The sequence below is a fragment of the Lysinibacillus sp. A1 genome (genome assembly GCF_000801965.1).
Lineage (GTDB): Bacteria > Bacillota > Bacilli > Bacillales_A > Planococcaceae > Lysinibacillus > Lysinibacillus fusiformis.
Genome location: NZ_JSZM01000012.1, coordinates 232,888 through 256,662, shown reverse-complemented (window position 1 = coordinate 256,662; position 23,775 = coordinate 232,888). Strand labels below are relative to the sequence as shown.

Annotated in this window: 18 protein-coding genes; 9 read left to right on the top strand and 9 right to left on the bottom strand. The window is 36.3% G+C overall.

The window, feature by feature from the left end; all coding sequences use genetic code 11:
* Positions 1–38 precede the first annotated feature (38 nt).
* A complete protein-coding gene (locus PI85_RS10720) occupies positions 39–806 on the top strand; it encodes a DeoR/GlpR family DNA-binding transcription regulator (protein WP_051998244.1) in 768 nt (255 codons plus the stop codon).
* 51 nt (positions 807–857) lie between these two features.
* On the opposite strand, the gene PI85_RS10715 is transcribed toward PI85_RS10720, so the two are convergent.
* The gene (locus PI85_RS10715) at positions 858–1,628 is read right to left on the bottom strand and encodes a Cof-type HAD-IIB family hydrolase (RefSeq protein ID WP_036123646.1); all 771 of its coding nucleotides are present in this window, start codon (positions 1,626–1,628) and stop codon (positions 858–860) included.
* 433 nt (positions 1,629–2,061) lie between these two features.
* Between PI85_RS10715 and PI85_RS10710 the strand changes: the two genes are divergently transcribed.
* From PI85_RS10710 to PI85_RS10700, 3 genes are all read left to right on the top strand, one after another.
* Positions 2,062–2,271, top strand: coding sequence for a DNA-dependent RNA polymerase subunit epsilon (locus PI85_RS10710; RefSeq protein ID WP_008174035.1), 210 nt, complete (start codon positions 2,062–2,064; stop codon positions 2,269–2,271).
* Positions 2,272–2,276: 5 nt separating this feature from the next.
* Positions 2,277–3,944: a ribonuclease J1 gene (rnjA, locus tag PI85_RS10705; protein WP_036123644.1), complete on the top strand. Its 1,668-nt coding sequence runs from the start codon at positions 2,277–2,279 to the stop codon at positions 3,942–3,944.
* A 338-nt stretch (positions 3,945–4,282) separates the two neighbouring features.
* Positions 4,283–5,086, top strand: coding sequence for a protein kinase (locus PI85_RS10700; RefSeq protein WP_036123641.1), 804 nt, complete (start codon positions 4,283–4,285; stop codon positions 5,084–5,086).
* Positions 5,087–5,133: 47 nt separating this feature from the next.
* Here the strand turns inward: PI85_RS10700 and PI85_RS10695 are convergent, their stop codons facing one another.
* Entirely contained in the window at positions 5,134–5,967 is an 834-nt protein-coding gene (locus PI85_RS10695; protein WP_036123638.1) for a TetR/AcrR family transcriptional regulator, read from the bottom strand.
* Between the two features lie 99 nt (positions 5,968–6,066).
* Here PI85_RS10695 and PI85_RS10690 point away from each other — a divergent pair, with 99 nt between their 5' ends.
* Positions 6,067–9,156, top strand: a complete 3,090-nt coding sequence (locus PI85_RS10690; protein WP_036123635.1) for an efflux RND transporter permease subunit — start codon at positions 6,067–6,069, stop codon at positions 9,154–9,156.
* A gap of 53 nt (positions 9,157–9,209) precedes the next feature.
* Here PI85_RS10690 and PI85_RS10685 read toward each other — a convergent pair whose 3' ends face one another.
* Positions 9,210–10,778 carry a glycoside hydrolase family 10 protein gene (locus PI85_RS10685; RefSeq protein ID WP_036123630.1) on the bottom strand — a complete coding sequence of 523 codons (1,569 nt, stop codon included), beginning with the start codon at positions 10,776–10,778 and terminating at the stop codon, positions 9,210–9,212.
* Positions 10,779–11,346: 568 nt separating this feature from the next.
* Between PI85_RS10685 and PI85_RS10680 the strand changes: the two genes are divergently transcribed.
* Positions 11,347–12,600: an MFS transporter gene (locus PI85_RS10680; protein WP_036123627.1), complete on the top strand. Its 1,254-nt coding sequence runs from the start codon at positions 11,347–11,349 to the stop codon at positions 12,598–12,600.
* A gap of 605 nt (positions 12,601–13,205) precedes the next feature.
* On the opposite strand, the gene mprF is transcribed toward PI85_RS10680, so the two are convergent.
* The 3 genes from mprF to PI85_RS10665 form a co-directional block, all read right to left on the bottom strand.
* On the bottom strand, positions 13,206–15,734 hold the full coding sequence (mprF, locus tag PI85_RS10675; protein WP_036123624.1) for a bifunctional lysylphosphatidylglycerol flippase/synthetase MprF: 2,529 nt from the start codon (positions 15,732–15,734) through the stop codon (positions 13,206–13,208).
* A gap of 310 nt (positions 15,735–16,044) precedes the next feature.
* Positions 16,045–16,752, bottom strand: a complete 708-nt coding sequence (locus PI85_RS10670; protein ID WP_036123621.1) for a response regulator — start codon at positions 16,750–16,752, stop codon at positions 16,045–16,047.
* On the bottom strand, positions 16,753–18,354 hold the full coding sequence (locus tag PI85_RS10665; protein ID WP_036123618.1) for a sensor histidine kinase: 1,602 nt from the start codon (positions 18,352–18,354) through the stop codon (positions 16,753–16,755). It lies immediately after the preceding gene.
* 400 nt (positions 18,355–18,754) lie between these two features.
* Here PI85_RS10665 and PI85_RS10660 point away from each other — a divergent pair, with 400 nt between their 5' ends.
* The 3 genes from PI85_RS10660 (at position 18,755) to PI85_RS10650 (ending at position 21,035) form a co-directional block, all read left to right on the top strand.
* The gene (locus tag PI85_RS10660) at positions 18,755–20,017 is read left to right on the top strand and encodes a dicarboxylate/amino acid:cation symporter (protein ID WP_036123616.1); all 1,263 of its coding nucleotides are present in this window, start codon (positions 18,755–18,757) and stop codon (positions 20,015–20,017) included.
* A gap of 135 nt (positions 20,018–20,152) precedes the next feature.
* The gene (locus tag PI85_RS10655; RefSeq protein WP_036123613.1) at positions 20,153–20,356 is read left to right on the top strand and encodes a hypothetical protein; all 204 of its coding nucleotides are present in this window, start codon (positions 20,153–20,155) and stop codon (positions 20,354–20,356) included.
* Positions 20,357–20,486: 130 nt separating this feature from the next.
* Positions 20,487–21,035: a GNAT family N-acetyltransferase gene (locus tag PI85_RS10650; RefSeq protein ID WP_036123610.1), complete on the top strand. Its 549-nt coding sequence runs from the start codon at positions 20,487–20,489 to the stop codon at positions 21,033–21,035.
* 33 nt (positions 21,036–21,068) lie between these two features.
* Here PI85_RS10650 and PI85_RS10645 read toward each other — a convergent pair whose 3' ends face one another.
* The 3 genes from PI85_RS10645 to PI85_RS10635 all read right to left on the bottom strand — a co-directional run bounded on the left by PI85_RS10645 (position 21,069) and on the right by PI85_RS10635 (position 23,771).
* Positions 21,069–22,040: a S66 peptidase family protein gene (locus PI85_RS10645; protein ID WP_036123607.1), complete on the bottom strand. Its 972-nt coding sequence runs from the start codon at positions 22,038–22,040 to the stop codon at positions 21,069–21,071.
* A 15-nt stretch (positions 22,041–22,055) separates the two neighbouring features.
* Complete coding sequence (locus PI85_RS10640; protein WP_036123604.1) at positions 22,056–22,550, bottom strand: GNAT family N-acetyltransferase; 495 nt, start codon at positions 22,548–22,550, stop codon at positions 22,056–22,058.
* Between the two features lie 120 nt (positions 22,551–22,670).
* Positions 22,671–23,771: a GNAT family N-acetyltransferase gene (locus PI85_RS10635; RefSeq protein ID WP_036123601.1), complete on the bottom strand. Its 1,101-nt coding sequence runs from the start codon at positions 23,769–23,771 to the stop codon at positions 22,671–22,673.
* Positions 23,772–23,775: the final 4 nt, after the last annotated feature.

The following is a 23,775-nucleotide window of genomic DNA, read 5'->3' as shown; positions in this document are numbered from 1 at the left end:
ACTTTGAGTAAATATCTAATAGAGGTGATGAAATGTATATGATAGAAAGACAACAGCAAATATTGCAATTTGTAAGACAGCATAAGGTTGTAAAATTGGTAACACTAACAAAAGAATTTAATGTATCAATGGAAACAATACGTCGCGATATTCAACAGCTAATGCAAGACAAGAAAATTGAGAAGTTTTATGGGGGAATTAAATATATTGAACCTGTAGAGGGACTAATCGATCAACGATTACATGAACAGCTAACAGAAAAAATTGCCATCGCCAAAGCAAGTGCTTCTCTTGTTCAAGATGGAGAATGTATTTTTATCGATAGTGGAACAACTACATATCAAATGACACCATTTTTATTGGACAAGGAAAAATTAACAGTCGTGACAAACTCATTGCCGGTAGCTTTCGATCTAATCGGCTCTAATATTGAAGTTATCCTGCTCGGTGGAAAAGTGCGTCACTCCGAAAAATCGGTGACATCGAATGAATTTCTCTTCCACTTCGAACACCTAAATATTAATAAGGCTTTTATTTGCGCTAGTGGGGTATCTCTTAAAAAGGGGATTTCTGATTTTAATCTAGAAGAAGCTATTACTAGAAAAAAAATTATATCCATCTCTCAAACGGTCTATGTTGCTACTGATTCCTCAAAATTTAATAAGGATGTAGCCATACAAGTATGCCCCCTTGAAGAAGTAGATGTCATTATTACAGACAACGCACTGTCTAAAAAAACGATTCAACATTTTTCAGATAAAGGTATTGAAATAAAGCTAGTGAATACTTCTGAAGAACACCAGTAATTTAGCAAAAAAACAACTAGTTGCTATAATTGACAACTAGTTGTTTCTTTATTATATGATGGCAAGCTTGCGCATTATTTTAGCGAGACCATCTTCGTCTACATGATCGGCAATATGATGTGCAATAGCCTTCACTCGTTCATGACCATTTCCCATTGCAACACCTGTCCCAACCGCTTGCAGCATTTCTATATCATTAATGCCATCTCCAAAAGCAATTGCATCCTTTAGTGTGATTCCCATTTTATCCAATACTTTTTCTATTCCCACTGCCTTCGAGCCGCCCTTTGGCAAAATATCGCAAGAATACGGATGCCAACGGACAAATTGGACATTCGGAAACATTTCACAATATAAAGGTTCATCTTTTTCTTCCATAAATATAAGTGTTTGATATACATCGTTCTGCATATAATAGGATGAATCCAATTCTGGATAAGGATATCTAAGTGTATCCAAGCTTTCTGCTACCATCATATGATCACTAACAGATGCAATCATCCGTTTGTCATCTAAAAATACTACTGGTTCATTACGTGCGTCACCAAAAGCAATAATTTTAGCTAATTCTTCTTTTTCAATACCATTCGTGTAGACAACCTCACCCTTGTAAACAACATATTGCCCATTGAAAGTCACATACGTATTAATATCAAGTTCTTCTAGTAATGATTCAATCATAAAAGGTGCCCGACCTGTAGCAATCGCCAATTCATAGCCATTACGGCGTGCTTCCAAAAGAGCATTTTTTGCAGATTCAGGTAATTTTTTTTCGCTGTTATAGAGAGTGCCATCAACATCAAAAAACAAAATTTTATTCATTTTATAATCCCTTTCTATAAATATCACCCATCAAGGTGAATGACTTTACATAGACAATAATTTTTATTATAATGATCCTAAGGAGTGATGTGCCATGCTGAAGAAACTAAAACGAAAATTGTTGAAGCAACTTCGCGGCGTACTCGGAAAAAAATCAATTGCCTAACATTTGCCCTTCATTATTTGAAGGGCTTTTCTTTATTTTAGAGGAACTGCGTGATAATATAAAGGAAATGCATTTATTTGGCTATACGCAACCACTGTCTCACTACTTCCTATTCATTTTATAACATAGTGCACAACCGACGTATTGAGATACAAGGACTACAAACGTACATTTCTTCTTATAAGAAATTCGTTGTTTTCTTGTAGCACGTGTGTGGTAGTAGTCAAAGGTGCAATAAAATTGTACGCAATTAAAGGAGAGCAAACTATGATTTACAAAGTTTATTATCAAGAAAAAGCAAATGAGATTCCAGTTCGCGAAAACACTAAAAGTCTATACCTTGAAGCTGCTTCAGAGCGAGAAGTACGTCAAAAGTTAAAAGACCGTAACTACAATATCGAGTTCGTTCAGCTGCTTGAAGGTAACTACTTAGAGTACGAGCAAGCAAGCCCGAACTTCATCTTGGAGGAAATTTAACAAACATGAAGTTTGTTAAAAATGACCAAGCAGCTGTTTTCGCGCTCGGCGGACTGGGCGAAATCGGCAAAAATACTTATGGCGTTCAATTTCAAGATGAAATTATTTTAATTGACGCTGGCATTAAATTTCCAGAAGATGACTTACTCGGCATTGACTATGTTATTCCTGACTATACGTATTTAGTACGTAACGTCGATAAAATCAAGGGACTATTTATTACACATGGACATGAGGATCATATTGGCGGTATTCCTTACCTTTTACGTCAAGTGAATGTCCCAGTCTATGGTGGTAAGCTCGCACTTGGCTTATTACGTAATAAATTAGAAGAACATGGCTTGCTACGTACAACTAAACTCATCGAAATTAAAGAAGATGATGTCATTAAATTTAGAAAAACATCTGTTAGCTTCTTTAGAACAACTCATAGTATCCCTGATGCTTATGGAATTGTTGTTAAAACACCACCTGGTAATATCGTTCACACAGGTGACTTTAAATTCGACTTTACACCTGTTGGCGAACCGGCCAACCTAACAAAGATGGCCGAAATTGGACGAGATGGCGTACTTTGCTTACTATCAGATAGTACAAACGCTGAAAAGCCTAATTTTACAATGTCAGAGCGTACAGTCGGCAAAAGTATCGATGAAATTTTCCGTAAAGTGGATAGCCGAATTATTTTTGCTACATTTGCGTCAAATATTCACCGTTTACAACAAGCAACAGACGCAGCAATAAAATATGGAAGAAAAATTGCTGTCTTCGGTCGCTCAATGGATAATGCGATTACAATTGGGCGTGAGCTTGGTTATATTAATGCTCCAAAAGATACATTTATTGATGCTCAAAGCATTAATCGACTTCCAGCAAATGAAGTAATGATTTTATGTACAGGCTCACAGGGTGAACCAATGGCTGCATTATCACGTATTGCCAATGGGACTCATCGTCAAATCCAAATACAACCTGGTGATACAGTTATTTTCTCTTCTTCACCGGTTCCAGGTAATACTGTGAGTGTCAATAAAATCATCAATTTATTGTTCCGTGCAGGTGCAGAAGTTATTCATGGTGCATTAAACAATATCCATACTTCTGGTCACGGGTCACAAGAAGAACAAAAATTGATGCTACGTTTAATGAAACCTAAATTCTTTATGCCTATCCATGGTGAATACCGTATGTTAAAAATGCATACACACTTAGCGGAAGATTGCGATGTACCACTTGAAAATACATTTGTTATGGAAAATGGCGATGTATTAGCATTAAGTGCCAATGAGGCACATGTGGCTGGTCGTATCCCTTCTGGTGATGTTTATATCGATGGTAATGGTATTGGAGATATCGGCAATATTGTATTACGTGATCGTCGCATTCTTTCTGAAGAAGGCTTAGTTATCGTAGTCGTAAGTGTCGATATGGAAAATCAAAAAATTGTTTCAGGTCCTGATATCATTTCTCGTGGCTTTGTCTACATGCGCGAGTCAGGTACGATGATCAATGAAGCTCAAAAAATGCTTAATCGTCATCTGAATGAAACTATTCAAAGCAAAACTCCTCAATGGACAGAGCTTAAAAACGAAATTACAGACGTTTTAGGTCCTTACCTATTTGAAAAAACAAAACGTCGTCCAATGATTCTACCGATCATTATGGAGGTTTAGCCTCATGGAAAGAAGCTATGTACTATGTACATAGCTTCTTTCTTTTTGTTGGACAACAAAAAGGTGAATTGTAAATTTACTTATTTTTCATCTTTTTTTGAAACCTCTTTTTTTATTTTTGCGTATATAGTAATAACAACATCAAAAAGGAGCGTTTTTATGCTAGATAAAATTCTTCATTCCCTACTCAATGGTAAATCCAAACGTCATTATTCTTCATCAAGCAGTCGTCGCAAATATTCTAAACGCCATAATTATTATGGGCATAAGCATTATAAACGTAGTTCTCGCAAAAGCTCACGTAGTTTTTTTAGCTCTTTAAGTTTTTTCAGTAGCTAATGTGGTGGAAACGACTTTCAGAAAAAAACTTTGATCATGCCGTAGAGCTTTTCATAGCCGAGCATCCAGATTTCACGTTTAAAAAATTTCTTGGCTTTGGCTCTTATGGTCGTGCGTACTTAATTGAAAATTGCTCATCAAAAGGTCCGTTCGTCTTAAAATGCCTGCGTCCTAAGCATCGTCATCACCAAAAAACGATACATAAATTCAGGCAGGAAATTCAAATTCTACAACAATTATCATTGCCGAATTTACCTAAAGTCCATTCGACTGGAACTATTCAAAATGTGCCCTATTTTATAATGGACTATATAGACGGTCAAACCTTTGAACAGCTTATTTTTCAAGAAGGTATTAAATTTACGGTCGCTCAGTCACTTGAAATAACAAAACAGCTTTTAGAACAAATTATCCTACTACACTATCATGGTATTGTCCATCGGGATTTGCGTATACCTAATATCTTATTAGTTGATCAACAATTACACATTATTGATTTTGGTCTCGCAACGACATTACAAAAGGCAGTTGATCTTTCTTCCATACAAAACCCGAAGCGAGCTGAAAATCATATTAGTGATCTATATTTCGTTGGCCATTTTCTATTGTTCTTACTTTATTCAGATTTTAAACCAAGTAAAAAGAAAGAGGATGCTTGGCAGCAAGAATTGAATTTACCGATTGAAGTGAAGGATTTTCTCGAACGATTATTATGGATTCAAGACCCTTTTAGTAGTGCTTTAGAGGCGTGGCAATCAATGCACCATTTAATAACACCTTCCATGCATTCGAAAAAAAAATAAAAAATAGAATTGTTCACCCCTTAAAGTGAACAATTCTATCCTACCATTTAAATATTTAAGTACTTTGCACATACATAAGCAATCCAATGATACGCCGGATTAAGTCGTAAATTTTCTATTAGCCCCTTTACGATGGCTTTACTGTATGTTGGCTTTTCTATTTCGAGTTTTAACAGCTCCAATGATTCTTTTTCTATAGAATCCTCTATATTATCAATATTATGTTCAATTAATTGCAGTAACATTTCCTTTGAAATGTCTGGTTCGCAAGGCTTCGCAATAAAAGTAACAAGTTCCTCTGTAATAAATGGTATCGTCGTATGACGTGCAATAATATCTGTTTTCTCTGCTAAAGATTTCGCAAGTTGTTCTAAATCAAGAGGCATATCTGAAAAGATAAACAGTTCCGCATAGCTCTTCATAAAACCTTTTATACAATACATGACATCGTATTTTGTATTTTGTAATTTATCCTGATACAGTTGCTCCAGCATATAAATGATAGATTTAGACATCTCTGCTTCATACGCTGTTATTTTATAAAAAAGCTCTTTTTTTGTTAGAAAAACCTTTTCGTTAAAAAATACTCTAGCAGACGCAGAGTGTTCTTTGAATGCCTTGAAGATACTTTTATAAAATTCAACCAACATCGTTTCTTTGTTATACGTCCCTCTGACTACGCGGTCAACATCTGTAATGAAGTGTTGTAAATAGTAGTCAACCATAGAGATAACAAGCTCATCTTTTGTTTTGAAGGATAAGTAAAATGCACCCTTAGAAATCCCACAACGTTCTGTTATTTGCTGTACAGATGTAGCCTCAAAACCTTGTTCAGAAAACAACTCTAATGCTTTCTCCATAATTAATTGCTTTTTTAACATATTTTTAACTCTCTCCTAATGCATTTCGTTGACAAATGACCGATTAGTCATTAGTATAAATAATTGAATTTAGTTAGTCAATAAAGGGTAGGTGTGAAGGTGAAAGGTTTAGTTAATTTCGTATTGAAAAACAAATTGGCAGTTTGGTTATTAACAATTATCATCACTGTCTCTGGTATTTATTCCGGTACAAGAATGAAAATGGAATCTATACCTGATATCTCAATCCCATACTTAATTGTCATGGGCGTATATCCTGGTGCAACGCCTGAACAAGTCATGAATGATCTTTCCATCCCATTCGAGAAATCTATAGAAAGTTTAGAAGATGTGAAGGCAGTTTACTCAACATCCTCTTCCAACGTAGCACAAGTGCAAGTTGAATACGACTATGGCATTGATATGGATGAAAAAAAGCGTCAGTTAGAAGCAGCTTTAGATAATTTAAAATTACCGGAAGGTGCACAGGAGCCAACTATTATGGCCATCAGCATGAATATGATGCCAGTAGTAGCTCTATCCGTAAGTAGTTCTAAGGAAGATATTGTCGATCTTACGTCTACAGTAGAAGATGTTTTACTTCCTAAAATTGAAAAAATTGATGGTGTTGCCTCTGCAACCATTACAGGTCAGCATATTGAACAGGTATCATTTAAATATGATGAAGAAAAAATGGCCGCATTAGGTTTAACAGAGGAATCAGTCAAGCAAATGATTCAAGCAAGCGATATGTCATTGTCACTTGGATTATATCAATTTGCTGTTGGCGAACAAGCAGTTTCCGTAGACGGTAAAGTACAATCCGTAGATGAACTAAAAGATTTATTAATTCCAGTCACACCTTCAGCAACAAATCCTTCACCATTCGTTCGTCTAGGTGATATTGCAAAGATTGAAGTAGAAGGTAAAGTACAATCTGTGTCCCGCACAAACGGTCAAGATGCTATTGCAATTCAAATCGTTAAGGGTCAAGATGCTAACACTGTAACTGTTGTTAATGCCGTTAAAGATCTTATGAAAGATGAAGAAAAACGTTTAGATGGCCTAAACGTAGATATCTCTCTTGACCAAGGTGCCCCAATTGAAGATTCTGTCTTTACTATGATTGAAAAGGCAGTATTTGGTGGCGCAATTGCTGTATTAATCATCTTGTTATTCTTACGAGATTTCAAATCAACAATTATTTCGATTGTTTCAATCCCAGTTTCAGTTTTCATGGCATTACTACTGCTAAACTGGATGGATATTACATTAAATATTATGACCCTTGGTGCGATTACCGTTGCCATCGGACGTGTTATTGATGACTCGATTGTAGTTGTTGAAAATATTTATCGACGTATCCATTTAAAACAAGAAAAATTAACAGGTCGAGCATTAATCCGTGAAGCAACAATTGAAATGTTTAAACCGATTCTTTCGTCAACATTAGTGACAGTGGCTGTATTTGCTCCACTTATATTTGTAGGTGGTATGGTTGGTGAATTATTCATGCCATTTGCACTGACAATGACGTTTGCATTAGGTGCATCGTTATTAGTAGCAATTACAATTGTACCTGCATTATCTCATTTCTTATTCCGTAAAAAATTATACGGTGAGAAAAAAGAAAGCCAGCATAAAGAAGTTGGTAAACTAGCAACATGGTACAAAGGTGTGTTAGAAAAAGCTTTAAATCATAAAATTATTACATCTCTAATTGCGATTTTCTTACTTGTAGGTTCACTAGCGTTAACTCCTTTAATTGGGTTTAGCTTTATGGGATCACAGGAAGAAAAAGTTATGTACCTAACATATACCCCTTCTACTGGTGAGCTTGCAGATGAAACTGCGGCTAATGTTGAAAAAGTAGAAAAAGAATTAATGAAACGTAAAGACGTTGATATTTTACAAGTTTCCATTACAGATGCGAACAATGTCGATCCATCAGCAATGATGATGGGCGGAGGCGCTGGCGGTGCTTTAATGTACCTAATCTTTGATCCAGATATGAAAGACTTCCCTAAAGCACGTGAAGAAGTGGAAGACTATGTATTTAATATCGGTCAATCAGGAGAATGGAAATCTCAGAATTTCTCTTCAATGTCTATGTCTTCAAACGAAGTAAGCTACACACTATACAGTGATGACTTAGATAAACTACGAGATGCTGTCAATCAAGTTGAAGGTGCTTTAAAAGATGTGGATGGACTAGAAGATATTAAATCTGATAATGAAGATCCATATGTAGAAAATGTACTAAAAGTAGAACAGAAAAATGTCCTTCAATACGGTTTAACAACTGCTCAAATCGTGATGGCTTTAAATGCCAATACATCACAAGAAGTTTTAACAACAGTGAAAAATGATGGAAAAGATATAGATGTCATTGTTCAGCGTGATGCTAAAGCAGCCGCGACTTCGCTTGATGATGTTTTAGCAACTGAGATTAAAACAGCATTAGGCACAACGATGACTATTGGTGAGCTAGTAGATCTTGAAGAAGGTACGACTCTTAACTCATTATCTCGTTCAAAAGGTGAATACTTCGCAACTGTATCCGGTACGATTATCGGCGATGATATTTCAAAAGCAACTTCTGCTGCCGATAAGAAAATTGATAAATTAGATTTACCAAAAGGTGTAACAACAGGTGTTGCTGGTGTTGCAGCAGATATGCAAGAAACATTCACAAAGCTGGGTGTTGCTATGCTAGCGGCAATAGCGATTGTATACTTCATTTTAGTTGTTACGTTCGGTGAAGGTTTAGCTCCGTTCGCTATTCTCTTCTCACTTCCATTTGCCGTAATCGGTGCATTTGTTGGTTTATTCGTAACCGGTCAAACGATTTCAGTTTCTGTTATGATGGGTCTACTGATGTTAATCGGTATCGTCGTGACCAACGCCATCGTATTGGTTGACCGTATTATTCATATGGAACATGATGGTCTAGCCATGCGTGAAGCTATCCTAGAAGCCGGTGCTACACGTTTACGCCCGATTCTTATGACAGCCATTGCAACAATCGGTGCGATGGTTCCTATGGCACTTGGTTCTGGTGGTAGTGGATTAATATCAAAAGACTTAGCCATTACTGTAATTGGTGGTTTATTATCTTCCACTCTATTAACATTAGTTGTTGTACCAATTGTGTATGAAATGCTTTCAAAAATGTTAAAGAAAAATCGTAAAGATACGGAAGAAAACTAATAAAAAAAACAGCTACTCATGCGGTTCAATCGCTTGAGTAGCTGTTTTATTATTTATTGAACTTCTTTCACTACAAAAGCTTCCTTGCTTTCTACACCTGTAGCAGATACAGCCGTAATGCCGTATGTATAGCTTTGCTTAGCAAGAGCTGACTTGTCCTCAAATTGAGTGATGCCATCCTTATTATAAACAACATCCACTATATTTTGAGGGTCATAGTAAGAACCTTCTTTATTCCCTTTAAAACGATAAATAACATACTTACGTGGCTGTGTTTCATTATCGTCAATAATTTCAATCTTACGACCTGCCGCTTCCTTTGTCACTTCTACATAAGTCGGCTTGTTCGGCACTGTATTATCGTTCCAAGTGGTTTCTGGTGTCAATGCCGTATAATTATATAATTGTTGACTAACAATTGTTGCATAGCCTAATTTATTAGTTTGAAAGCTTCTTAACGAGAAATGCATTTGCCCATCGGCTGCTACCTTTTCTGAACGATTTTCTAGTATTTGACTTGGCAATTCCATTTTATTATTCCATGCAGCATCACTGTCATTACCAACTTTGTAATCAGCTAGTCCCATGTATAGATGAACAGGGTGCGTTTTAGCATATGTTTGTACTTCTTGGCTCCACCAATTTAGCAATGTCCCATATTTCGCAACAGACAATGTTCTGGACCAATAAATTTGTGGGGTAATATAATCAATCGTGCCATTTTGAATCCACGTTCTGACGTCTGCATACAAATCATCGTAATTATTGACACCAGCTCGTGTGTCACTTCCTGTGTTATCCAATGATTTATTACGCCATACTCCAAATGGTGAAATACCAAATTGTACATATGGCTTTGTTTCTTTTATGGCTGTATAAAGATTTTCTACAAGCTTGTTCACATTATCTCTTCGCCAATCCTCCACTTTTTTAAAGGAAGCACCATATTTTTTGTAAGCTGCTTGATCCGGGAAAACCTCATTAGCGATTTTGTATGGATAAAAATAATCATCCATATGAACGGCATCAACATCATAATTGGCTACTAGCTCACTTACTATTTCAACTAAATAGTCTTGCACCTCAGGTAAGCCAGGATTTAAGTAATATTGTTTGCCATATTTAACAACCCAGTTTGGATGTGTTCTAGCTACGTTATCGGCAGCAAGGTCAGTTAGCTTTTGTCCAGACATTGTGACACGATAAGGATTCATCCAAGCATGCAATTCCATCCCTCGTTTATGTGACTCCTCTACTATTATCTCAAGAGGATCGTAACCGGGATTTGTACCTTGCTTTTTCCCTGTTATGTAGGACGACCATGGAGCTAGCTCAGACGCATACATTGCATCATTTGTTGGCCTTACTTGATAAATAACAGTATTGAATTTGTTGGCTTTTAATTGATCCAAAGTTTGGCGTGCCCAAGCCGTGTACTGCTCCTTCGTCATACCTGCCTTCATATCAAGATTAAGAACCGTTGAAATCCAGACAGCCCGCATTTCTCTTTTCGGCTGTGTCGTGCTTGCCTTCACTGTATTAGCAGGGATTGCTGAAAGGCATAACACTAAAATCATAGCGACTAAAGCAATAAATTTCCATTTAAAATTTTTCTTTCTCATATTTCCTCCATTTGCTATTTTTCTATTTTAGTATATGATAAGTTCTCGCTATATGCACGTCCCCGAAGCAACTTCTTCACTCGATGTTTCAAGTCATGTAATTTTAATTACTCCCATTGATTTACAAGAAGCATGAAACAAATTAATTCTTTTCCGGAATCTCGTTTAATAAATGAACTTGATACCCCAAAAATATGTATAATTATAATCCCCTCAAAAAATAGATGACCTATAGTTATACATGATTATTCCAGGTTTATATAATCATTGTTACAATTTCCTTATTTTAAAATTCAAGCTAATTTTTGTTTGATTCTTTCTTTACCCGATCATGAACTTTATGCTACAATCAACACAGCTTATTTAGAACGGAGGGTATTCCAAATGACAGCTTCAATTAGACTACGATTTCACATTACTAATTAAATATGCGTACACTTTGCCTGCTGTGCAAGGAAAATGGAATTAGGTCTAGTCTGTTTTAGGAATACTGGAAAAGAGGGGACTTCTACTCCCCTCTTTTTTGTTGTCTTTTTACTTTCCACACAGGCACTACTGTTAGAAAGGGATGACGAATTTGGAACATTGGAAACGTAACACAATACTTTTTTTAAGTAGTCAAACGATTTCACTTTTTGGCTCTGCTCTTGTGCAATATGCCATTACATGGTATATCACGCTTACAACGCAATCAGGTAGCATGATGACAATTTCGATTATTTGTGGCTTTTTACCAACCTTCTTCTTAGCACCTATTGCTGGTGTCTGGGCAGATCGCTATAACCGAAAATGGCTTATTATCTTGGCAGATGGCCTGATCGCCTTATCCACGCTCATTTTAGCTATTTTATTTTTAATCGGCTATGATGAGCTCTGGCTACTATTTGTTATATCAGCAGTACGCGCAGTTGGTGCAGGTATTCAAACACCAGCTGTAGGCGCTATTTTACCGCAATTTGTGCCTGAAGAGCATTTAATGAAAGTTAATGGTGTAAATAGTAGTATTCAAGCTTTTATCATGATTCTTGCACCTATGGCAAGTGGAGCATTATTAACGATGGCTTCAATCGAGTCTATTTTCTTTATTGATGTTACGACGGCTGCTATTGCCATCGCTATCTTCTTAATATTTCTGCACATTCCTGCACATGCAAAAGCTAATCAGCCACAAACAACAGGCTATTTTAGTGATATGAAACAAGGCTTCATCTACATTAAAGAGCATGCTTTCTTAAAACATTTGTTCTTATTCTTTGCCTTTTTCATGCTGCTCGCTGCACCTGCTGCCTTTTTAACACCTTTACAAGTTACCCGTAGCTTTGGTAATGATGTCTGGCGTTTGACTGCCATCGAGATGGCCTTTGCCATTGGGATGTTAATTGGTGGGATTGCAATCGCAACATGGGGTGGCTTTAAAAATAAAGTGCATACGATGACATTATCTGCCTTATTATTTGGTCTTTGTACATTGGCTCTAGGAGTCATACCGGTTTTTTGGCTGTATCTTATGATCATGACCGTTACTGGAATAGCTATGCCAATCTTTAACACACCCGCAACGGTGTTATTACAAGAAAAAGTGGATAGTGATTATATGGGAAGAGTATTTGGCATTCTCAGTATGATATCTACCTCTATGATGCCTTTAGGTATGCTAATCTTCGGTCCAATTGCAGATATTATTGCTATCGAGTGGCTACTTATCGGTACAGGAATCCTCTTATTTATCCAAGGGTTTTTCCTTTTGGGCAGTAAAGTCTTATTAAAAGCTGGCAGACCTATTGCTGAGCCTATGGATGTTGAAACGCTAGAAAAAAAGTGAAGACTTCGTATAAGAGATGATTGCTTGATAAAAAATAATTAAAACTTAGCTTTTTTTAGACGCTAAAAAGCCCTGCTTTATGCAGGGCTCAGACTGTTGACAAAAGTCATCGAGAAGTTCAGTCTCGACGGCTTTTGTCATTTTTTCTTCTTTTTTTTATTTTCAATATTTGATAAATAATTGCCATTTTCAATATATTCTTCGAGCATAGTTGCTATTTTATGGCACCAAATGTAAGAATCGCCTGCATGGACAATTTTTTAGGACCTCTTAAGGTTGTCCATCGCATACCATGCTTTTCCTGAATATGGAGTTATTATGTAGAAGTTGATTGGAACGGAGGGCGGCGACTCCTGCGAGAAAAGCGGGAAAGTCGAGATCCTGGACTGAGCGCAGCGAGGGAAGCAGCTCGACCCCGCCCGCGGAAAGCGTCCGCCCGTAGTGGAAATCAAAGGTGTTACTTTATTTTATTGTAAAAGAAAAAAGACTGTAGGAAAACTCAAAAATTATTGAGTTTGTCTACAGTTGAAAGCCATGCTTTATCTCTTGCTTCAATACGTGAATGATACCTATTCGCGCTAAAAAAATGATAAAGTCTACATGATTTACTTCTTTTTCCTCTTTTGCCCGATTAACAATGTGATTTGTGCCATCGTGAAAGGTAATGAAGATTTTTTCCGATAGGCTACATATTTGGGTACCCAAAAATCTGCATATTTTAACTTGAAGTTTTTTAATCCTTTAAAATGATAAAAATGCTGTCCGTGTAGAAAGATTTGTGCAGCTATTTTTTCACTTAAAAAGGAATATCTAGACTGTCCGACATTGGATAAAGGCGACATCCCCATATTAAAGACACGATAGCCTTCCGATTTTGCCCATTCAAATAATGATAGGAAAATAAAATCCATTGTTCCAGATGGTGATCCTGGCTTAAAACGCATGAGATCTACTGACACCTTTTCGCCTTGATCATACATAGGCATAATACTAGCAAAACCGAACGTTCCTTGCTTTCCACGTAAAACAGCAATATTGGAAGTGCTTAAATAGTGTTCATCAAAAAAACCAAGTGAAAAACCTTTCTCTGCCCTTCCCTGCAACCATTTTGTTGAGACCTCTTTCAATTCCTTCATGACTTCCTGAGAATAAGGAGGACTCATTATTTCCACTATATAATTTTCCCGTTCAAACTTATTTCTTATCGCTCGACTGCCCTTCATTTCTTTACCCGTGAACGTAAATTTCTCTAAATCTACAAAGGCTTCTTCGCCAAGCTTAAAGAAACTATATCCATACTCGTGTAATGCAGAGAAAATTTTATTGTTAATTTCATAAAAGACAGGTGTATAGCCATGACGATCAGCCAATTCCAAAAATTCCTGGATAGCATATAAAAAATCAGATTCATTACCAACCGGATCTCCAAGAACGATAATCTTATCTGCATAAATTTGATAAGAGAATAAAACAGTTCCTTTTTCATTCCAATGTACAAATTTATCATGCAAAAAAATCAAATGTGAATACTCCGTTCCTTCATAGAACTTCAAATGATCTTTAATAGCTTCCTCCTGCTCTTTAGATAAAAGCTTTACCATTTTCTTAGGCGTACGTATAAAATAGCCTATATAAAAAATAACAATGGCAATCAGAATGCCGATAATCGCACTATTAAAGAGGTCCTTATAATCGGTTATCATATAGTCTTGTAGGGCACTAGGAAAATGAATTTTAGCCGAGGGTAAATTGACATAGCCAATTACCACATACATCGCTGTAATAATAGTTACTACAGCAAGATCTATGATGACAATCCCCCATGTCAAAACATAACTTTCTCGATAAAACTGCTTTTTGGACACCATTAATAGCACTGCGACAATGACTAAAAAAATGGCTTCCTCATAATCAAAACCCTTAAAAATTGAAAATAGCGCCGAACTACTTAGCACCACAATCGCGAGCTGGTATGCCCTTTTTACTTTGTATTTGATTCCCCTACATAATCCTAACAGTATAAAGCCAGCTGCCACGGTCAATTGATGGGATACATTCATAATGGGAGAGGATAAAAACTCCTGAGCAATTTTTAAACGACTTAGTACCCCTGGCAAAGCTGCAGATAGCAATAAAATAATGCCAGCTATAAACACCAATATGGTTAATAGCGTATGGCTTAGTTTCTGGAAAATAACAGTAGGCAAGTCATCCCAAGATTCATTCCAACGCATCCAATATTCTTTAATAAATAAGAGTACGGAAACTAAAAATGGTAGAACAAAATAGCCGACACGGTACAAAATTAATAGAAACAGCACCTTTTCATCAGCAATTCCTATACTTTGTGTTCCCCATAAAAAAACGAGATCAAAGGAGCCAACTCCTCCAGGTATCATACTGACTATTCCTGCACTAGAAGCAATTAAAAATATCGGAATTAAAGCTGATAAACCAATTGGAATCTTCAAAATGAGCGTTAAAGCCCAGATCACAAAAAATACAGCTAGCCACTCTGCTACTGAAGTGATCATTAATTGAAGTGATATTTTTGGTTTTAAAGAACTTTCCTTTTTATAGCGAATCAGATACGTCGCCCAAAAAGCTAGTACATATAGGCTGACAAGTATAACAGCAATCGATAACCATCGTTCTTCTTTGAGCAATGGAAAATCCCAAAAGAATATATACATAAACCACGTTAACAAAGAAATTCCAGTTAAATAAAACAGTGTTACCGAAGCAATACTTTTTATCATGCCTTCTTTATCTTCTTTATATTTTGAGTAAAAGTAATCACGTAAGAATATACCTACTAACCCGCCAAAGCCAATTAGATTTGAAAAGGTATTGACAATAAATGAATGATTAAGCAAATTACGTTTATTGATTTTAATACCTAATATATTTACTAAAATAACATCGTAAAATATCATTGGCGTGATTGCGATAAAGGTGATCAGAAAAATTAATAAAAGCTCCCATAGCTGCAGTTCATTCACTTCTTTTTGTAGTAAATGAACATCTATACCACTCACTGTTTGTTGAATTTCATAAATAGCTATCGCCAAAAGTATTACTGGGCATAAAATTTTCAAAAATTTCAACAGTGCCTCTTTTCGAACGTTAAACATATGCCTTACCTACTTCCCATAAGCTAACTTAAAAATTTGCTATTACCTAAACCATTTTACTTTTTAAGGAAACGGACCATTTCCATATTGTAACGTATTCTTTGCTATATGTATTGTCAAAGAAAGATACTACTATTCATACTAGTGCATAAACTATTGCTCAATGTTTCGCTCCTAAATTGCCAACATCAAAAAGGCCATTTTCATCCCTCTATATAGTAGAGAAATAAAAATGACTATATGGGCTATTTAGAGTCAAATACATGTAAAGGGAATTACTTTTCCACCTATAAATCTAGAAAACTAATGATTAAATATAATAACGATGAATAGGACGTCCTACACTTCCATATTGGATATCTACTTTTAATAGATTTTGCTTTTCTAAAAAATCAAGATAGCGTCTAGCTGTAACACGTGCTGTACCTATATAAGTAGATACCTCCTCGGCAGATACTGCCCCTCCACTTGTTTGAATATAGGCAAGTACCTTATCTAAAGTAGCTCGATTAAACCCTTTTGGTAGCTCTGCTATCATCATTGCTTCCGCTCCTGTCGTTGTAACGACAACTTGCTCCGGAAGACGTTGCTGCATGAGATGATCTACATCATGTTGGGTTAAATCCTGCATACCGCTTATTTTTTTCCTGTAGCTTTGATAATTTTTTAATGTTTGCTCAATCCGCTCAAATGTAAAAGGCTTCATAATATAATCATATACACCTAAGTGTAAAATACGTTGCACAGTGGGCATATCGTTCGCGGCAGTTACCGCGATCACATCGACAGGAAGATGCTCCTCTCTGATTTTCCCTAACGTAATAATGCCATCTTGCTCTGGCATAAAAATGTCCATAAAGACAAGCTCAGGGGTTAATTGTTTAATTTTTTGAATTCCCTCTATACCATTACTAGCATAGCCAACTAATGAAAAACCTTGGATTTGCTCAATAAATTGCCTGTTCACTTCACGTACCATTGGATCATCTTCAATTAATAAGACATTTATTACATCCATCTATACTTCTCCTAACTCAAATAAAATTAAGAAACTTGTTCCTTTCATAAATTCACTCACTACTTCAATATCTCCATTGCCTTTTCTTACAATTTCATAGACTAAATGCAAGCCTATGCCCCGATTTTCATTAGCCTTTGACGAAAATCCATTCTCAAACATACGATCCTGTACCTCTTTGGACATGCCAATTCCATTATCGGAAACTGCTATCGCTAAGACGCCATCATGCTCATCTACAGAGATGGCTACATACTTATCTTCCTTCGAAAGGACATTTAAAGCCTCAAAAGCATTTTCGATTAAATTGCCGAGTAACACAACAAAATCATGGTGATCTACTAGAGGAGGAAAGCGTTTAAAATGGCTTTTTCGATCAATCTCAACCTCGATACCAAGCTCTTTTCCATAGCTTACTTTACTTAATAGCAAACCTGAAATATTTTCATTATGAAAGCGTTCGTTTAAAAATTTCGTCAGGGATGCTTCATTTTCAGTAGTGACTGTAACATATTCAAGGGCTTGCTTTGTATGTCCCAATTGTAATAGCCCAGCAATTGTATGAATTTTATTTTTATGCTCATGGGTTTGCACACGTAATGCTTGAACAAAGGCCTTTACACCTGTTACTTCCTCCGCAAGCTTTTTCACAGTTGTTAAATCCTTAAACATAGCAACTGCACCGACTAACTCGCCATTTACAATAATGGGAACACGATTACTTAAGATACTATGATGATTAATGTACAGCTCTTGATTATAAACAGGTGTTGCCGTTTCAACAATTTCAGGCAAACGGGTATCGGGCAAAACATCATAAATTTTTTGTCCAATACAGTCCTCTATCTTCCTAGTAACGCCTAAAATAACAGCCGCTTTCTCATTAAAAATCGTTATATTCATTTCCTTATCAACGGCTATGATCCCTTCATGCATCGCATTAAACGTTTCTGTTCTTTCCACATACATTTTTGCAATTTCATGAGGTTCAAGACCAAACATTTGTTTTTTTATATGCCGTCCAAGTGTATATGCACCAAAAATACTGAAAATCAGTGAGATAACAATGGTGATCATAATTTCTCGCTCATAGCTTTGTAGCATTTCTAGCAAAGTTGGTAATGAATAGCCAACTACTACTATCCCTACTTGTTCCCTTTTGTCATTTATAATGGGCACAAAAGCGCGTATCATAACACCCGATTCTCCACGTGCCTTCGATACATAATAATGCTCACTAAATGCTGCATTTAAATCCTGCGACTCACTGCGCTCTCCTAATTCCTTACTAACTGGATGTGATAATTTAATACGTTCCATATTCATCACAACAATATACTCTGCCTTATTAATCACCCTAATGCCATCTACTATTTTATTAATATTTTTCGCGGATTCTTTTATATTGTCATTGTTCAAATGAACACTTAACTCTGGTACATTCGATACGGTTCGTGCTACAAGCATTGCCCGCTGACCATAATCTTTTTCCTGTTCAGATAATAAGTTACCGAGTACAAAAATACCACCTAGTAAAAAAGAGAGTGCAATGATTAAAAATGTCACTAACAGTATTTTGCCGTTCACAGGCATTTTCATCATTCAATAGTTCCTTCCTTTCAAATTCGCATTCTCATTAGTAGTGGCACACTTTTTATGATATGGTTTTAAGATTATCTGCAAAAAATTCTTTTGACAATACTTTAGTCTATATAAGTAGCAGAAAATATTGAATTTAATGAACAATATTATAATTTAATTATTTATAACGAACTTTATTATTACTTCATGTTTTTGTATTATAACAATAATATATTAACTATAGCGTACCATAACAGAGATTTTTATTGATATTACTATATTTATATGTGGATATACGGAAATGTACTTTATGAACGTTATGTTTCTTATTTTCTAAATCTCTTTTTTCAAGAAGTATTCGCTATGATAATTCTAGTGAAAGCGATATCAAAGAGAAAATTTAGAAAAGAGGTAGCAAAAAATGAAGTTACTGAAAAATTTGACTGTTCAGGTTATAGTGGCAATCATCCTTGGGATTATTGTCGGAGCCATTTTCCCCGAGTTCGGTGCTAGTTTAAAAATCTTAGCAGATCTATTCATTAAATTAATTAAAATGTTAATTGCTCCAATTATCTTCCTAACAGTGGTTATTGGAATTGGCAGTATGGGAGATATGAAAAAGGTCGGGAAAATCGGAGGTAAAGCATTACTTTACTTCGAAATCGTCTCTACAATTGCCTTAGCAATCGGCATTGCTGTTGCTTTAATTGTAAGTCCTGGTACAGGTTTAGATACATCAGGTGCATCTGATGCTGATATTTCGAAATATACAACTGCTGCAGCTGAGTCTGAGCAGGGCTTAGGTGCATTTATCTCTAGTATTATTCCCGAAAATGTAGTTGGCGCATTGGCAACTGGTCAACTATTACCCGTTCTATTTTCTGCTATTTTATTTGGCTTAGCAGCTGCCTCAATCGGTGCACCTGCAAAACCAGTCATCACATTCTTTGAGCAAGTAGCAGAAATTTTCTTCAAGATTGTCAGTATGGTTATGAAAATATCACCAATCGGAGCTTTTGGTGCAATGGCCTATACAATTGGGAATTTTGGATTAAAATCTTTAGGTAACCTAGGTCTATTAATGGCTGCCGTATATATTACGATGTTTTTATTTGTTGTCTTTATTTTAGGCGGCATTGCAAAGTTCTTTGGATTTAATATCTTTAAATTTATTGCTTACATTAAAGATGAGATTTTCTTAGTAATTGGGACGTCCTCTTCTGAATCAGCTCTACCATCTATGATGCGAAAACTTGAGAATTATGGTTGCTCGAAGCAGGTTGTAGGTTTAGTCGTTCCTACTGGGTACTCCTTCAATCTAGATGGGACTTCTATTTATCTATCAATGGCTGCCTTATTTATTGCACAAGCATACGGAATGGACCTAACTTGGATTCAAATCATTACACTACTCGGAATTTTAATGATTACTTCTAAAGGCGCAGCGGGTGTAACCGGGTCAGGATTTATTACATTAGCAGCAACTTTAGCTGCCTTCCCAATGATACCAGTGGAGGGAATAGCACTATTAATTGGTGTCGATCGTTTTATGTCTGAGGCCCGTGCTGTTACCAATTTAATTGGTAATGGTGTAGCATGTGTTGTAGTATCAAAATCCGAAAAAGAATTTGATGTAACGATGGAAGAACGTGCTCTTCAAGGGAAGGCCACTATAGTATCCTAAGAAAAAGGGTAGTGATGACAGCCATGGCTGTTTCACTGCCTTTATTATGTTTTTTATCCATGGGTAGACTATGAAAAACAATTATGTTTAAACTCTAGTAAAATGGTGAAAGTGTATAGTAAGAGGTGATCATAAATGTCTAATAAAAAACAATCAAAAACGCGCCATACAAACAATCCCGATGTGTTGGATACAGGGAAGGAAAGTATTTTTGATAAACATGAGGATATGAAAACCGTTGATCCTATACCTGTCGAAGAACTAAATGAAAAAGTCAAAGATGAACAGCATAAAACGAAAACAAAGGACTCCTCTGCAACCGATAAGCGCTATCCGTAAAGAGAAATTTTGCCTAGAGGATGTGTCCACGGATGATAAATATTCCCTCATCTGCCTGTTAGAAAAAGTTGACCCCATTCATTCTGAGGTCAGCTTTTTTGTATACACTAATGTTAAAGGAGGAAAACATATGCAATATACTATACCCATTTTGAAAACGGAAAGGCTACTTTTAAGACCTATTACCCAGCAGGATATAGAGGCTATGTTCGTTTATACCTCTCAAGAAAACGTAGCCCGTTATGTTACATGGCATGCCCATACAAGTATAGAGGATACTAAAGCTTTTTTGATGCTCATATTAAGTGGGTATGAACAAGGCAATCATCTACTTTGGGGTATTGAATATTCTGGGACTCTAATTGGCACAATCGACTTTGTAACGATTGATCACACACATAAATTGGGGGAAATCGGTTATGTTCTTTCAGAAGATTATTGGAATAAAGGATTAACAACGGAGGCCACAAAAAAGCTGATTGACTTTGGATTTAAAGAATTGAAACTCATACGTATTCAAGCGAGATGCTTGGAAGAAAACATTGGTTCTCAAAAAGTGATGGAGAAGTCCGGAATGCAGTTTGAAGGGCTGTTACGCAAAAGTATGTTCATTAAAGGACAATATAAAAATGTCAAAATGTACGCTATAACTGATGATGATGCAAGGAACCCATCATAAATAAAGCCTTGCCACATTAGCAAGGCTTCGTACTTATAACCATTGTTCGATACAGTATATCTTTTTAGCTGTAGCATCTAGCCTCACTCGTTTACCGATTGCTATCGGATGCATAGGCTGTGTGTGACAAATATCCACTTCCGCCAAAATAGGTATGTGTATACCGTCCAATTGTTCTAGTAAAATATCAGATGGCTTGCGTCCGGTTCCTAGATCATCGTAGCATTCATGCTTACCCAAAATTATTCCACTTATTTTGTCAAAAATTCCGTGCAATTTGAGCATCGCAAAATTCTTTTCCACGATCGCTGCATTTTTCATACAATCTTCCATTAATAAAATGTCACCTTCAGCAATGGCAGGGAAATAAGGTGTCCCAATAAAACCATACATGGCATTAACATTCCCCCCCATTAGCCTTCCCTCTATAACTCCCTCTCGAACGGTTTTCCATTCATTCTTGATTACCTTTTTCTCTACTGTTTTCTCCAGCCAATTGACTGGCTCATCTGACCAATAAGGAGGCTTCTGTATTTCATAAGGGAGTGTTTGAGGCTGCAAGAAATACTCCTCAAAAAATTTGTATGTATCGTTGACTAATGGCTCAAACTCGCCAAAGGATGGCACGAGCGCTGGACCATAAAATGTTGAAATACCAGTCTTCGCATAAAGTGCCAGTAGAATGGCTGATGCATCAGAGTAACCTATAATGATTTTAGGGTTTCGTTGAAAAGCCTCATAATCTATATAAGGCAGCATACTATTGGAATTGGTACCTCCAATCGTAGACATAATAATATCCACACTAGGATTGCGGAGTAATTCATTTAATTCCTCTGCTCGTTTTTGTGGTGAGCCTGATCGATAATAATCAAATTTGCCAGTAAGGGAACCTTCTACAATATGAAAATTCTTCTCTTCTAGAAATGCTTTTGCACGCTCAAAACGTTTCGACGCAGAAACCGTCGCTGGAGAGGAGGGTGAAAAAATACCGATAGTCGTCATCTTTTACTCCTTTTCTTATACAAGTTTTGACATGTAATATTCATTGATGTATTGTCCATCTACATACAAGGAATCCCGTTTCGTTCCCTCTATTTCAAAGCCCATTTTCTTATATAAAGCAACTCCAGCCTCATTGTTTTCCATAACCGTTAACTCGAGACGATGGATATTATTATCTTTAGCCCATTGTTCTACATGATTAAATAAGGCTGTTCCAATTTTTCTGCCTCTATAATGACTATGGATGCCAATGACAAGATAAGCACGATGAGCAATTCTTGTTGCTTCATTCCCTTGTGCAATTAAATAAGCCACCACCTTATCATCTATTTCTGCTACGAATAATGCTGAATGACGGCTATGATAAAGCTTTTCTAAATAATTTGCAAATGTCTCAGGCTCCATTTTTCGCTCGCCAGGACCAAATAACATCAGATTGGATGCCTCCGCATTTGTCATAACTGCTATAATTTGAACACTATCATTTCTTGTTGCTTCTCGTATTCGCATGTAAAGTACCTCACTTCCTATTTTTTGTCTTTATCCATTAGAAAAGTTTATCTAAAACCCCCAATCTCTTCTTTTAAAGCTTTAGCATGTTTGACCTGACCATAATTTTATTCCCTTTTACTAGCATTGGATTTTAGCAACTAATTTTTCATTGTTAAAATGAAGCATCTCTGCATCATTCAGCGTATATGCCTGCAATGTTGCATTATTTTTTAGCCAGCTATTAAATAACATGCTTCGTTCAGGATCATCATAATGTGGACAAAAAGTTCCTGATAATATCCCTAGCCCGTTGTATTCCTCATAATGATTGTGTTGATTTTCACTAAAGCATTTATCAAACCAACACATTGCCCCAGCACTCATGCCAGCTAAAATAACACCGCTTTTATAAGCTTCCTTCAATAGCTCCCCGAATTGATAGGCATGCCATTTATCTAAAAGAAGCTTGGTATTTCCTCCGCCTACATAAATAATATCCTGTGCCAATATTTTTTCTCGAATTTGTATGTCATTCATGTCCTCTTGCAAAATATGAGTAGCGTCACAATGTGTAAAAGCTGAATAAAATTTATCGATGTACCCCTGTGCATCATTACTTGCTGTTGGAATAAAACAAATTTTGATGCGTTCAGTTGTCTTAATTAGACTCAAAATATAATGGTCAATAAATGAAGGGATTTGCTGAGAAAATCCTCCGCCTGATATGGCAACGATTTGTCTAGTGACAGCACTCGTATTTTTTAATTCATAGACCGCTTGCTCCCGACCAAATCTTTCAAGTACCTGTACTTTTTTCATCCCTAGCTTTTCGAGTAGTCGACAAGATGCACGATTAGCTGTTTGTGTCTCTGCCACGATAGAGGAGATATTTAAATACGTCAAACCCTCCTTAACCACTTGCGTTAGAACTTCAAATGCTAACCCCCGCCCCCAATACTCCGGTAAAAATTGATAGGAAAGTTCATACATCTCATGCTCATGATACTCATCGATGGATACAAGGCCTATAAATTCCCCCGTTTTCTTTAATGAGATATAAAAATATGTATTAGGAAATGGTGCCTCTAGCATACCTCTAAAGGAAGCTTCGATATAATTTTTTTGTGGAATTCCTCCAAGATACTCTCTGACGCTTTCATTTGTGTAGAGCCCTTGAATATCCATGTAATGTTCTGGTTGTATACGTTCGATCACACATCGATTAGACATAAACTTCATGTAT